The organism is Meiothermus sp. (assembly GCF_026004075.1).
GTDB lineage: Bacteria > Deinococcota > Deinococci > Deinococcales > Thermaceae > Meiothermus.
In genome coordinates, this window is record NZ_BPIK01000001.1 from 2,159,205 (window position 1) to 2,172,428 (window position 13,224).

Annotated in this window: 13 protein-coding genes; 11 read left to right on the forward strand and 2 right to left on the reverse strand. The window is 65.8% G+C overall.

Features of this window, described 5'->3' with window-relative positions:
• Position 1 precedes the first annotated feature (1 nt).
• The 3 genes from mtnA to Q0X18_RS10435 all read left to right on the forward strand — a co-directional run bounded on the left by mtnA (position 2) and on the right by Q0X18_RS10435 (position 2,125).
• Complete coding sequence (gene mtnA / locus Q0X18_RS10425; protein WP_297562005.1) at positions 2 to 985, forward strand: S-methyl-5-thioribose-1-phosphate isomerase; 984 nt, start codon at positions 2 to 4, stop codon at positions 983 to 985.
• A 3-nt stretch (positions 986 to 988) separates the two neighbouring features.
• Positions 989 to 1,615 carry a ComF family protein gene (locus Q0X18_RS10430; protein ID WP_297562007.1) on the forward strand — a complete coding sequence of 209 codons (627 nt, stop codon included), beginning with the start codon at positions 989 to 991 and terminating at the stop codon, positions 1,613 to 1,615.
• Positions 1,616 to 1,711: 96 nt separating this feature from the next.
• The gene (locus Q0X18_RS10435; protein ID WP_297562010.1) at positions 1,712 to 2,125 is read left to right on the forward strand and encodes a DUF4258 domain-containing protein; all 414 of its coding nucleotides are present in this window, start codon (positions 1,712 to 1,714) and stop codon (positions 2,123 to 2,125) included.
• Here Q0X18_RS10435 and ribF read toward each other — a convergent pair.
• Together ribF and Q0X18_RS10445 are read right to left on the reverse strand one after the other, a co-directional pair.
• Positions 2,122 to 3,009 carry a riboflavin biosynthesis protein RibF gene (gene ribF, locus Q0X18_RS10440; RefSeq protein ID WP_297562012.1) on the reverse strand — a complete coding sequence of 296 codons (888 nt, stop codon included), beginning with the start codon at positions 3,007 to 3,009 and terminating at the stop codon, positions 2,122 to 2,124. The two genes, Q0X18_RS10435 and ribF, sit on opposite strands and share 4 nt — an antisense overlap.
• A gap of 67 nt (positions 3,010 to 3,076) precedes the next feature.
• Entirely contained in the window at positions 3,077 to 3,589 is a 513-nt protein-coding gene (locus Q0X18_RS10445) for an NUDIX hydrolase (protein ID WP_297562014.1), read from the reverse strand.
• Positions 3,590 to 3,860: 271 nt separating this feature from the next.
• Between Q0X18_RS10445 and Q0X18_RS10450 the strand changes: the two genes are divergently transcribed.
• The 8 genes from Q0X18_RS10450 to Q0X18_RS10485 all read left to right on the forward strand — a co-directional run bounded on the left by Q0X18_RS10450 (position 3,861) and on the right by Q0X18_RS10485 (position 13,187).
• Complete coding sequence (locus Q0X18_RS10450) at positions 3,861 to 6,512, forward strand: phosphoenolpyruvate carboxylase (RefSeq protein ID WP_297562016.1); 2,652 nt, start codon at positions 3,861 to 3,863, stop codon at positions 6,510 to 6,512.
• Positions 6,513 to 6,539: 27 nt separating this feature from the next.
• On the forward strand, positions 6,540 to 7,508 hold the full coding sequence (locus tag Q0X18_RS10455) for an esterase family protein (RefSeq protein WP_297562018.1): 969 nt from the start codon (positions 6,540 to 6,542) through the stop codon (positions 7,506 to 7,508).
• A 13-nt stretch (positions 7,509 to 7,521) separates the two neighbouring features.
• Positions 7,522 to 8,223: a DUF475 domain-containing protein gene (locus tag Q0X18_RS10460; RefSeq protein ID WP_297562021.1), complete on the forward strand. Its 702-nt coding sequence runs from the start codon at positions 7,522 to 7,524 to the stop codon at positions 8,221 to 8,223.
• Between the two features lie 2 nt (positions 8,224 to 8,225).
• Entirely contained in the window at positions 8,226 to 8,774 is a 549-nt protein-coding gene (locus Q0X18_RS10465; RefSeq protein ID WP_297563070.1) for an SAM-dependent methyltransferase, read from the forward strand.
• 49 nt (positions 8,775 to 8,823) lie between these two features.
• A complete protein-coding gene (locus tag Q0X18_RS10470; protein WP_297562024.1) occupies positions 8,824 to 10,494 on the forward strand; it encodes a glycerol-3-phosphate acyltransferase in 1,671 nt (556 codons plus the stop codon).
• A gap of 265 nt (positions 10,495 to 10,759) precedes the next feature.
• Complete coding sequence (locus Q0X18_RS10475) at positions 10,760 to 11,920, forward strand: glycosyltransferase family 2 protein (RefSeq protein WP_297562026.1); 1,161 nt, start codon at positions 10,760 to 10,762, stop codon at positions 11,918 to 11,920.
• An 8-nt stretch (positions 11,921 to 11,928) separates the two neighbouring features.
• The gene (mqnB, locus tag Q0X18_RS10480; protein WP_297562029.1) at positions 11,929 to 12,588 is read left to right on the forward strand and encodes a futalosine hydrolase; all 660 of its coding nucleotides are present in this window, start codon (positions 11,929 to 11,931) and stop codon (positions 12,586 to 12,588) included.
• Positions 12,585 to 13,187, forward strand: coding sequence for a cyclase family protein (locus tag Q0X18_RS10485; RefSeq protein WP_297562032.1), 603 nt, complete (start codon positions 12,585 to 12,587; stop codon positions 13,185 to 13,187). The genes mqnB and Q0X18_RS10485 overlap by 4 nt, the downstream gene beginning before the upstream one ends.
• The last annotated feature ends 37 nt before the right edge of the window (positions 13,188 to 13,224 follow it).

Sequence of the window (13,224 nt, forward strand, 5' to 3'; positions counted from 1 at the left end):
CATGCGCGCAGTGCCCTTTCGCTTTGAGAACAACACCTTCTGGCTCCTGGATCAGCGCAGGCTCCCCTTCGAGGAGGTCTGGGTGCCCTGCCAAACCGCCCGGGATATCGCCGTCGGCATCCGCGAGATGGTGGTGCGCGGGGCCCCGGCCATCGGGGTGACCGCGGCCTATGGGATGGTGCTGGCCCACCTGTCGAGCGAAGACCCAGCCGAAGCCGACGCCCTGCTGCGCCAGAGCCGCCCCACCGCGGTCAACCTGTATTACGCCCTGGATCGCATGAAACCGCACTGGGGCAGCCTCGAGGCCTCGCTCAGGGAAGCCCAGGCCATCTGGGACGAGGTGCAGGAGACCGAGCTAGCCATCAGCCGGCATGGGGCAAAGGTGCTGAGGGGCCAGGTGCTCACCCACTGCAATACCGGCCCGCTGGCTACCGGGGGCTACGGCACCGCTTTGGGGGCCATCGTTGAGGCGCACCGGCAGGGCCGGGTGACCCACGTCTGGGTAGACGAGACCCGCCCCTACCTGCAGGGGGCCCGCCTGACCGCCTACGAGCTGCAAAAAGCTGGGGTGCCCGCCACCCTCATCACCGATAACATGGCCGCCTACCTGATGGGCCAGGGCCAGGTGGACGCGGTCATTCTGGGCGCCGACCGCATGGCCCTGAACGGCGACTTTGCCAACAAGATCGGCACCTACGGCCTGGCTATTCTGGCGCGGTACCACGGCATTCCGTTCTACCCGGCCCTGCCGCTCTCCTCGGTAGACCCCCGGCTGGAAAACGGCAACAGCATCCCCATCGAGCAACGTTCGGCGAGGGAAGTAACGGTGATTCGGGGCCAGCCCATCGCACCCGAGGGCTTTCCGGCAGCCCACCCCGGCTTCGACGTAACCCCCCATCACCTGATTACCGGCATCGTAACCGAGAAAGGCGTGCTTTATCCCCCTTTCGATGAGGCCCTGCGGGCCGCCCTGGGAATGGAGTAAGGCATGAACCCGTTGCTGGGCTGGTGGGAGCAGCTGACGGGGGCCCGCTGCCCCGGTTGCGGAGCACCTTTAAGCCAGCCTTTGCTGTGCTCGAGCTGCCGGGCCGCCCTCGTACCCCGTCACCTGCCCCATTTCGTATACCTGGGCGACTACAAGCGGTTGGGCCGGCTGCCCAAGGCCATCAAGTACCAGGGGCAGCGCAGGCTGGCCCACTACCTGGGCGAGCTGCTGGCGCTGGGGGTGCGGCAGGCCGAGTGGGGCCTGGACGGTGTAACTGCGGTGCCCACCCTGCCCCACCGCCAGCTCCGGCGGGGCTACAACCAGGCCGAGCTGCTGGCCCAGGCGTTGGCCCAGACGCTGAAAGTTCCCTACCAGCGGGTGCTGAGGCGCACCAGTTGGGAGACCTCGCAAACCCAGAAGACCTTGCGCCAGCGCCTGCAACTCGCCGAGACCACCTTCCAGCCAGCCCGCCGGGTGAAGGGCCTCTGGCTGCTGGTAGACGATGTGGTGACCACCGGCGCAACGTTCGAGCGCGCGCGCAAGGCTTTGCTCGAGGCCGGGGCAGCCAAGGTCTACGGTGCGGCAATTGCGGTCAAGAGCCCACACGATCTGTCGCGGTATTCCCTATAATCAAAAATAACAGAACCCCGTTTCCGGGGTTTTTGGCAGCCGTACACCCAACCTCACCTCTTTTGAGCGTGGGGCTTTTTGCTAAAGGGGGGAACCATGATCAGACGACCGCGCATCCGTAGGCTCGAGGAGCTCCTCCCCTACATCCGCGAAGGCCGCTACCGCATTGGCCCCCACGTGGCCAAGCACATGCTGCAAGAGGGTTTTATCGAGCACGATGTGTTGCAGGCGGTGGAGTGGGGCCGTGAGATGGCCGTCTACCCCGAAGACCAGCGCATGCTGGTGCTGGGCTATATGGTTTTTCCGCCCCAGCTCAGGCTGCCATTGCACGTGGTGCTGGAGTACCGCGAGCCGCGCTGGGTGGATATCGTGACCGCCTTTATTCCCAAAAAGCCCCACCAGGTATATTCGAGGGCCCGCATGGCCGCCATTCTGCGCTTCGACGGCACCTTTGAAGAGGTGCGCTGGGTGCGGCCCCGCTTCATGACCGCCGAGGACATCCCCCGCTAGATGCCCAGCAGCCGGCGGGCGGTCTCGGCGTCCTGGGCGAGCTGGGCTTTCAGGGCTTCCAGGCTTTCAAACTTCATCTCGCCGCGCAGCTTGGTGAGGAATTCCACGCTGAGTTCCTGGCCGTACAAATCGTCGGCAAAACCAAAAAGATGCACCTCAAAGCGTAGGGTCTGGCCCGCCACCGTGGGACGGTAGCCGACATTGGCCATACCGCCAAACCGGCCCTGGGGGGTCTGCACCCGCACCGCGAACACGCCCAGCGGCAGAATCTTGAGCGGGGCGACCTCGAGGTTGGCGGTGGGGAAGCCCAGCTTTCGCCCCAGCCTATCACCTTCGCGCACGATGCCCCGGGCGGTATAGGCCCGGCCCAGCAGGAGCTTGGCCTCGTCTACGTCGCCCGCGCGCAGCAGGTCGCGGATACGGCTCGACTTGACCGGCCCCCCGCCCAGCTCGAGCAGGGGCAGAATATGAGTGGGCGCAACTGCGTTCAGGTCTTCCAGCCCCCCGGCCCGCCCCTGCCCAAAGCGGAAATCGGCCCCCACATAGATCTGCCGGGCCTCGAGGGTGCGCAAATCCTCCAAAAAATCGTCCTTGCTGCGCTTGGAGAAAGCCTCGGTAAAGGGCACAATCAGGGCGATCTCGACCCCCAGGCCCCGTAGAAGCTCGAGCTTTTCCGACAGATCGGTCAGGAAGCCCTCCCCCCTCATAAAAACCTTGCTGGGGGGGTCAAAGGTGTAAACCAGCAGCGGCGCGTGCAGGTGCTTGGCCGCCTGCTGGGCCTGGTGGATCAGATGCTGATGCCCGAGGTGCAGGCCATCGAAGCTGCCGATGGCCACCACCTTGGGGCCCGCGGGTGCGTCGGAGGGGTCGTTGATGAGCAGCATAGGTTATCGGTTGGCGTCCATGCACGGGGTCTGGCGGGGAGCGAAGGCCATCTGGCAGTTATCAGGGCTATTCGTAAGCCGGGGTGTCGTCTTCCAGCGCCCGCTCGCTCAGGTAGAACAGGATACCGGCCAGGGCCGAGGCCGATATCTGCACCCTGCCTTCGCGGGCATCCCGCAACACCTGGCGCGGGAAATGCCATTCTACTGTGATGGCCTCGTCGTCGTCGGGCTCTGCGTAGGCCTCGCGGGTGTGGGTGGCCCGAAAAACGTGCAGCTTCTCGTTGCAGAAGCCCGGCGAGAGGTAAAAACCCGTCAGGTATTCCAGGTTTCCGGTGAGCTGGGCCTCCTCGGCCAGCTCCCGCCGCGCGGCTTCTTCGGGAGTCTCGCCGGGGTCTATGAGGCCCGCGGGAATCTCGAGGGTCTCGCTGCCGACGGCCGGGCGGTACTGGCGCACGAAGAGCAGCTTACCGTCCCGCTCAACCAGCACCGCCACCGCGTCGGCGTGCTCGACGATCTCGTAGCGGCCCTCGAGGGCCAGATTAAGAACGCGGCCTTTGTACAGGTACTGCCGTGCAGGCATGCCTTCAAGCTAACCACAAAAAAACCCCACGTCAAACCGGTGCAGCCAGAACAGGGCCGACGTAGAGCGTTTGGGAATCATTTCCGAACCCGGTATACCGGATTCAAAAAGACAATCGTCCATCAAAAATTCCGTGGGGCTGTCTTTTTGAATCCCAGAGAACTCCCTTCAGGGGGCGGTATCACCCTCCACTACGCGGATAACTTCGGTCGGGTTGTTTGGTCGCTTTTCGGCGACAAGACAAGCGAATCTGGTATTACACTATCGCTGGATGAGCGAGGATCAGCTATTTGAGCAACTTAAGCGCGAAGTGGGTGTGCTGGGGCGGGCTTTGGGAAAAGCCATCCGCACACTTTCAGGCGAGCGCATTTTTCAACTGGAAGAACAGGTGCGCGAGCTGACCAAAAGCCTGCGGCAGGGCTACTCCCCCGAGGCTCGACAGCAGCTCCTCGAGATCGTGCGGGGCCTCTCGCTATCGGAAGCCGAGAACGTGATACGGGCCTTTTCGACCTACTTTCACCTGGTGAACCTGGCCGAAGAGCGTCACCGGGTGCGGGTTAACCGGGAACGGGAGAAACGAAGCACCCGCGATGCCCCGCGCAGCGAGTCGTTTCTGGCGCTGGTAGGGGAGCTCAAACGCCTGGGTCTGAGCTACGAGCAGACCGTGGATGTGCTCTCCCGGCTGCGGCTGCACCTGACCTTTACCGCCCACCCCACCGAGACCCGCCGCCGTACCCAGCGCTACCATATCCACGAGATCGAGAAGCTACTCGAGCAGGGCCAGGAGCTGCCCCTGGAACCCCGCGTGGCCCTGCTGTGGGGCACCTCGGAACTCCGCAAATCCCGGCCCACCGTGATGGACGAGGTCAAGGGCGGGCTTTTCTACACCACCTCGACCCTGTGGCAAACCATTCCCAAGCTGGTGGATGGGCTCGAGAGCGCCGTGGAGGCCCATTATGGCCAGCGCCCGGAGCTTTCGCCCCCGCTGGTGTTCCGCAGTTGGATTGGCGGCGACCGGGACGGCAACCCCAATGTGCTGCCCGAGGTGACGGGCTGGGCGCAAACCTACGCCCGCGAAACCGCCCTGCGCAAGTTTGTGGAGGATGTGGACGGCCTGATACGCGACCTATCGCTCACCGACGACCGGATTACCATTACCCGCGAGCTGCGGCTGGCCCTGGAAGACCACGCCAGGCACCTGCAACTGCCCGAACGTTTTCAGGGCGAGCCCTACCGGCAGTTTGGCATGGGGCTGCGCTACAAGCTGCGGGCACTGCTGGGCGAGCAGCCGGGCCCTGGCTACAGCGGAACGCCTGAGTTCGTGGCGGATGTGCGCAAAGCCGAGACCAGCCTCAACCAACTGGGCCTCGAGCAAATTTCCAGAGCCATCGTGCGGCCTCTGCGCCTGAATGCCGAAGCCTTCGGACTGGATCTGGTGAGCCTGGATCTGCGCGAGGAGTCGCGCGCCCTGACCGAGGCCGCCGCCGAGCTGCTCAGAATTGGCGGGGTGCACGAGCAGTACGCCGCGCTCCCCCCTCAGCAACGGGAAGCCTTGCTGACCCAGGAGCTGGCCACGGCCCGGCCGCTGGCCCCCGTGGGATATCGTCCCCAGACCAAGCCGCTGCAAACCGCCCTCGAGGCCCTGCGCCACTGGAAAGCCCGCGGGGCTCATGTGGTCTCGATGACCCACCACCCCAGCGACCTGCTCGAGGTGATGCTGCTGGCACGGGAGGTGGGGCTCTACCGCCCCGGACGGGCCCTGCCCTTCGATGTGGTGCCGCTCTTTGAAACCCTGGGCGACCTGCAAAACGCGCCCGAAGTGGTGGCGCGGCTGCTGGATAATCCGGTCTTCAGGGCCCATGTGCAGGGGCGGGGGGGCCTCGAGGTGATGATCGGCTACTCCGACTCCAACAAGGACGCTGGCTTTCTGGCAGCCAACTGGGCACTTTACCAAGCGCAGGAGGCCATCACCAGAGTCGCCAGGGAACGCGGCGTGACGGTCTACTACTTTCACGGACGGGGTACTTCCACCGCCCGCGGCGGGGGCACGGCGGGGCGGGCCATCGCCAGCCTGCCGCCCGGCACCGTGGGCAGCCGGATGCGCCTGACCGAGCAGGGCGAGGCCCTGGCCGACCGCTATGCCCACCCCGAGCTGGCCTACCGCAACCTCGAGCAGATGCTCTACCACATGGCCCTGGCCTCGGCCCGCGACCTCTATGGGCAGGCTGCACCGCTCAAACCCGCGTGGCTCGAGGCCATGGAGCGGGCCGCCGAACGCTCCACCCAGGCCTACAGGGAACTCTTGGGGCGCCCCGGTTTCTTCGAGTTCTACGAACAGCTCACCCCCATCCGCGAGATCGGAGCGCTCAACATCGCCAGCCGCCCAGTCTACCGCTCGGGGCGGGTGCGCGAGATCAAGGATCTGCGGGCCATCCCATGGGTGATGTCCTGGACGCAGGTTCGCTTGCTGCTGCCCGGCTGGTATGGGCTGGCCGAAGGGCTACAGGAGATTCCGCTGGCGCTGCGGCAGGAGATGTTTGAGCAGTGGCCCTTTTTTGCCACCACCCTCGATAGCGCCGCCATCGCATTGGCCAAGGCTGACCTGGGCATCGCCCGCGAGTACCTGCGGCTGGTCAAGCCCGATCTGGCCGAACGTTTCTTCCCCGATATCGCCCGCTCATTCGAGCAAACCAAAGCCATTCTGGAGGAAACTTTTCAGAACACCCTGCTCTTCAAGCACCCCGTGCTGGCCCGCCAGACCGAGCTGCGCAACCCCTACGTAGACCCCATCTCGCTGGTGCAGGTGGAGCTACTGGAACGCTACCGGCGCACCCCGCCCGAGGCCCCCGAACGCACCGGCCTCGAGCGCGCCCTGATGCTTTCTCTGCTGGGTATCGCGGCAGGACTGCGCAACGCGGGCTAGCGCACCCACCCATATCATGGGAGCGGTATGGTTGAGGTACACAACCGTCACGTCACCTTCCACCCCCCCGCGGGGGCCCGGTTTCTGGTTGGCGATTTCACCGACTGGAACCGCCGCCCCATACCCATTCAAGCGCCCCTGACCCTCGAGTTCCCCGCCGGGGCCTACGTGGAGTACGCCTTTCTGGACGAAAACCATCAGCCCTTCCCCGACCCCGACAACCCCCACAAGGCCCAGAATCCCTGGTGGACGTATCCCCGGGCTATCGAGCTACCCGGTTTTCGTTACACTGCACCCCCCCAGCCCTCGCGCGCGGCAGAGGTGCACCGGCACCGGCTGGAGTCGCGGGCCTTTGGCAGCACCCGCCGCTACTACGTCTACAACCCCGAACCGCCGGCCCAGGCCACCCTCTTCGTCCACGATGGGGTGGCCTACTACCGCACCGCCAAGCTGGCCGAGGTGGCCCAGGGGCTTCTGGAGCAGGGCCAGATCAAACCCGTGCGGATCGTATTCATCGAGCCTGAGGATCGCCGCAGCGAGTACTGGTTCAGCTCAGCTTACGAACAACACGTGCTGGAGGAGATTATCCCAGCGGTGGAGGCCCACTACGGCCCCACAGCGGAAAAGGGCTTGCTGGGGGCCAGCCTGGGGGGCCTGGTCTCGGCCTGGCTGGGCTGGCGGCATCCCCAGACCTTCCAGAAAATCGCCACCCAGTCGGCCTGCCTGACCGCCTCGCCCGAGGGGGGCGACTCCTTCACCGACCCCGAGTGGCTCACCGAGCAGTACCAGGCCACCCCGACCCTGCCTTTGCGCTTTTACTGCGAGACCGGGCAGATCGAGTGGCTGCTGGCCCCCAACCGCCGTTTTGCCGCCATGCTGGCCGACAAGGGCTACCCCCACGCCTACCTCGAGCGCCCCTCCGGCCACAACTGGATGACCTGGCGGCAGGGGCTGGCCCCGGCCCTGGTGTACCTGTTCGGAACTGAGGCCGGATGATAGGCTTAGGCTTATGGAGTTTGGATCGGCTTTTGCAGCCATTCTGATTATCGTTGCGCTCGAGGCCGTTTTATCTGTAGACAACGCCATGGTGCTGGCCGTGATGGTGCGGCCTCTGCCCGAGCACCTGCGCTCGAGGGCCCTGCTCTACGGCATCATTGGGGCCTACGTGCTGCGCGGACTGGCCCTGCTGTTCGCCACCATCATCATCCAGATCTGGTGGATTCAGTTGCTGGGCGGGCTTTATTTGGTGTATCTGGCCGTGAATCACCTCTTCAGGCACAAGCCCCCCCAGGCCTCCGAGTCGGAGCAGGCTCAGCTACAACAGGCCGCTGCCGCCAGCTTCTGGCGCATTGTGGTGATGATCAACGTGGTGGATCTGGCCTTCGCGGTGGACTCGGTGCTGGTAGTGATTGCCTTCAGCCGGGAGTTCTGGGTGATTTTTGCCGGGGTAGCCATCGGGATTCTGCTCATCCGGCTGGCCGCTGGCATCATGGTCACCATCATCGAGCGCTACCCCAGGCTCGAGTCGGTGGCCTATGCGGTGGTGGGCTGGGCCGGGCTCAAGCTGATGCTCGAGGGCTGGGGCCACGGCAGCGAGGTCTGGCTGCACCGCCCCGAGCTGGCTTTGCACCTTCCCCAGGCCTTTTTCCTCAGCGTGACCTTCGCCATAATTGTTCTGGGCAGCCTGTGGGCCTTCCGCCGCTCGTCCTGACCATGTCCAAAGACTGGGACGCCCACTACCTGAGCCAGCCGTCCCATAGCCAGCCCGCAACGGTGGTAGCGGCCTACGCCCACCGGCTTCCGGCAGGGCCGGTGCTCGACCTGGCCGGTGGCATGGGCCGCAACGCCTTTTTTCTGGCTCGGCGGGGGCATCCGGTGATTTTGCTCGAGCAAAGCCGGGTGGCCCTGGAGTTCGTGCAAAGCGAAGCCGCCCGCCAGCAGCTCCCGGTCTGGGCCATAGAGGCCAACCTGGAAGCCCCCTCCCCCAGCCTGCCCCCAGGCCCGCTGGCTGGTATTGTCAAGTCGTACTTCTTGCACCGCCCGCTGCTGGAACTGTTCGCCCCGCGGCTAATGCCCGGCGGTCTGGTGCTCCTCGAGGGTTTTACGGTAGTAGAAGCCCAGCGGCGCGGCAGCCAGGCCGCACATTACTGGCAGGAAGGTGAACTCCTGCACCCACCCCAGGGCCTCCACCTGCGGGCCTGGGCCGAGGGTTGGATGAACGGACACCACCGCACCTGGGCGGTGTGGAAGAGGGTAGGATAAGCGCAAGCCACCCTCCTCGCCCCTGGGTAAATCTGGTAAGGTTGTGCCGATGGTTTTTGTACTGGCAACCCTGGCCTACCTGTTGGGCGCGCTGCCCCTCGGCTACTGGGCCATCCGACGCCTGACCGGCCAGGATCCCCGCCTGGCCTCGGCCTATAACCTGGGCCTCGAGAACACCCTGGAACACCTGGGCCCAGGCCCGGTGCTCCTGGCCTGGGGCCTGGACTTTCTCAAGGGGCTGCTAGCGGTCTGGATAGGAGGGCAGTTTGGGCTCTCCTGGGCGGTAATCTTTGCGTTCCTGGTCTATCTGGGCCACCTCTACCCTCCCCGGTTTTTGGCTCAGGGAACCCTGCTGCGGGGGCGGGGTGCGGGCGTGCTGGTGGGGGTGGTGCTGGGCCTGTACCTGAGCGGCCTCTCCTACCTGCTCACCCTGGTGGTCTTGCTGGTAGCGGCCCTGAGCCTCTTATTCAGCCGGTACGCCTCGCTGGCTGCCCTGACCATCCCCGGCACACTGGCCCTTTTGCTCACCTTCGAGCCGATTACCGGCTGGGCCAGGCTGGCGGCCTGGGGGCTGCTCCTAGCCGCGCTCTGGCGCTACAAGGAAAACATCGGGCGGATGCTGGAAGGCACCGAGCCCCGCCTGGGCGAACCACCACCGCTGCCATCAGACAAGCAGGTGGTCTGCGCCTTCATGATTCATCCCCTCACGGTGGACGACCTGTTCCAGAGCCCCCGCTTCCGCTGGGCCCGACCGCTGGTAGAGCGGGGCCTCATCTCCCAGAGCCTGGTGGAAAACCTCGCCGAGGCCATCCGGCCCATGAAGGTGGGGGAGTTGCGCGGGGTTAAGACCACCGACGGGCGGGAGATTCGCTGCCACCTGATCTCGGCCCCCCTGCTGCCCCACCAGATTACCGGCAAGCCCGAGCTGGCCACCCAGCGGGCCATCCAGGGGGCCCGGCTGGCCAGGGAGCTGGGCTGCACGGTGGTGGGCTTAGGGGCCTTCTGGAGCGTGGTGGGCGAGAAGGGCCGGATGGTGCAGGAGGCCGTACCGGAGATCGAGGTGACCAACGGCGGGGCCTACACCGCCGGAACCGTCAAGGCCGCCATACCGGGCATCCTGGCCCACTTCGAGCAGTCCGGGCGCCGCCTTCAGGAGGCCACCGCGGCAGTGGTGGGGGCCAACGGGGTGGTGGCCTTTGGGATTGCCCGGCAGATTGCGCCGCTGGTTGGGAAGCTGATTCTGGTGGGGCGCAACCAGGAGCGCCTGGAGAAAAGCGCCGCCACACTCAAGCAGAACCTCGAGCGCAAAGGCCAGCCCGTCCCCCAGCTTATCGTGAGCACCGATATATCGACCATCCGCGAGGCCGACCTCATCTTCACCGCCACCTCCGACCCCCAGCCGGTTATCTTCCCCCAGCACGTCAAGCCCGGTGCCTGGATCTACGACGAAGGCGTACCGCCCGACGTGGACGCCTCGGTGAAGCAGGTGCCGGGGGTGCGGGTGATTCCCGGTGGGGTGGTGCGGCCGCCGGGGGCCATGACCGGCAACCTCGACCTGCACTTCGGCGAGGGGGCGGTGCCGGCCTGCCTGGCCGAGACCATGATTCTGGCCGCCGAAAAGGCCTATGAGCGAAAGAGCCTGGGCGGCGAGACCAAAAGCGAAAACATCCAGTTTTTCGTGGAGCGGGCCGAGGCCCTGGGTTTCAGGGTAGTGGACTAGCGGCGTTCCCTGAGCCTGTCGAAGGGAACCCCGATCCTCCGAGCCTCGTTCCGCTGGCTTCGACTGCTTCGGCAGGCTCAGCAACCGGCTCAGTCAACTGTCCCAGGGGCAAGAGGCGCTGTTGGGGTTTCACCCGGTCAGTATCCTGGTTTTTACATCGGCGATGACTTCGGCGGGCGTTTGAAGCGCTCTCAGGGTGGGCCATGCGCGAACCAGTATAGCGCGCCGGCCCCCGGCCGGGGGCCGCTGGGGTATCCTGTACCCGATGCTCTCCTGGCTGGTGTGGCTGTTCCTGGGCGTGGCGCTCCTCTACTGGCTGACCTACGCGGCGTTCGCCGCCCTCAACCTGCGCCTGATGCCCGCCCTGCGCGAGCTGCACCCCGCCGAGCCCCCCCGCCTCCCCCGCCTGAGCCTGATCGTCCCGGCCAGCAACGAGGCCGACACCCTCGAGGCCGCCCTCGCCAGCAAGCTGGCCCAGGACTACCCCCACCTCGAGTTCGTCCTGGTCAACGACCGCTCCACCGACGGCACCGGCGAGGTCATGGAGCGGATGGCCGGGGGCGACTCGCGCATCAGGGTGCTGCACGTCCGCGAGCTGCCCCAGGGCTGGCTGGGCAAGGTGAACGCGCTGCACCAGGGCGTGCGGGCCGCCAGTGGCGAGTGGCTGCTGTTCAGCGACGCCGACGTGCACTTCGCCCCCGGGACGCTGCGCAAGGCGGTGGCCTACGCGCTCCGGCGGGGCCTCGACCACCTGGCCGTCATCCCCCACCTGCACTCGAGGTCGTTCTGGCTGGACGTGGCGGTGGCCTTGTTCTCGCGGGTCCCGGTGGTCTCGATGCCCTACTGGGCGGTCGAAAACCCCAAAAGCAAGACCTCGGCGGGGATGGGAGCCTTCAACCTGGTGCGGCGCGAGGCCCTGGAGAAAACCCCCGGCCTCGAGTGGCTGCGCATGGAAGTGGGTGACGACGTGGGGCTGGGCCTGATGCTCAAGCGCACCGGGGCCAGGCAGTCGCTGGTCCACGGGCGAGGCACGGTAGGGGTGCTGTGGTACGAGAACTTCGCCCAGATGCTACGCGGCACCGAGAAGGTCTGGCTGGCCAGCGTGGGCAACTACAGCCCGCCAGGCATCGGGGCGTTCGCTTTGGTGTTCTTGCTCCTCGAGATGAGTCCTTTTCTGGCTCTGGCGGTCAACCCCTGGCTGGCCGTCGCGTTGTTGATCCTGAGTTTCTACACCGCCGTCGTCGCCAGCCGCTTTAACGAACAGGCCCTGGCTCCCGCACTGGCCTGGCCCATCGGCTCGCTGATTCTGGTCTACTCGGCCCTCCACGCCGCCTGGGTCGCCCAGCGGCAGGGTGGGCTGGTCTGGCGTGGCACCTTTTATCGCCTGAGCGAGTTGCGCAAAGGTAAGCGCTTTCGCGCCTTCTGAGGAGACCCATGAGCCTATTGTTACTAAGTCCGACCCGATTTGAAGCTGCTTTCCTCAAAGGCCAGAAGTTCGATTTTCACGGACGCGCGGGGCTGCGCGGGGCGGGCTGGGTCTGGCTGGAGTGCGGCATTGGCAAGGTCAACACCGCCGCCACCCTGGCCGCTTTCGTCCAGCGGCGCAGGTTCGAGCGGGTGCTGCTCTTTGGCATTGCGGGGGCCTATGCCGATTCGGGCTTGCAGTTAGGCGATTGCGCCCTGGCCGAGCGGGAGATTCAGGCCGACCTGGGCGTGCGGGATGGGGGCCTGAAGGGCCTGGGCTTCCCCAGCCTGGTGGTGGCCTCCAGGCCCTACCACAACCGCTTTCCGCTGGACAAAGCCTTCACGGACGAACTTAAGAGCAAACTGGGCCTGCCGGGCAAACAGTTTCTGACCCGCGACCTGGTCTCGGAGAACCCCACCGAGGCCCACCAGCTCGCGCGCAAATGGGAGGCCGACCTCGAGAACATGGAGGGGGCCGCCTTTGCCCAGACCTGCTTGTGGCTGGGCCTGGCCGGGGCCGAGCTACGGGCGGTATCGAACATGGCCGGCGTGCGCGACAAAGCCCAGTGGCGCATCCGGCAGGCGGTGGAGGCCCTCGAGCACCACATTTTGCGTATCATCGGGTCATGATCGACATTTCCCGCCCCATCTACCCTGGCGTGCCGGTATGGCCCGGCGATACCCCGTTTAGCTACCAGCTGGTCGCGCGAATCGCGGGCGGCGACAGCGTGAACGTGGGCAAACTCACCACCACCACCCACCTGGGCACCCACCTCGACGCCCCCTGGCACTACGTGGACGACGGCGGCAAGCTGGAAACCGTCCCGCTCGAGGTGCTCATAGGCCCCTGCCGGGTGGTGGATGCGCGTGGACAGGAAGCCCTCACGGCCGACTTCCTCAAAACCATCCAGCTCGCCGAGCGCACCCTCTTTTACACCGGACAGCCCAGTATCTGGCCGAGCTTCCCCCACACCTTTATGCACGTGCTGCCCGAGGCCGCCGGGTACATGGCCGCGCAGGGTGTCAGGCTCTACGGCACCGACGCCCCCAGCGTAGACCCCCTCACCTCCAAAGACCTGCCGGCCCACAAGGCCTTTGCCCAGGCCGGGGTTTATATCGTGGAGGGGCTGGCCCTGGAGGGGGTGGCCCCGGGCGACTACGAACTCGTCTGCCTGCCGCTGAAGCTCGAGGGGGCCGACGCCGCGCCGGTGCGGGCCATTTTGCGATAGAGCTGTTTCTCATCCCCTTCTGTCGTGCGATTGCGCC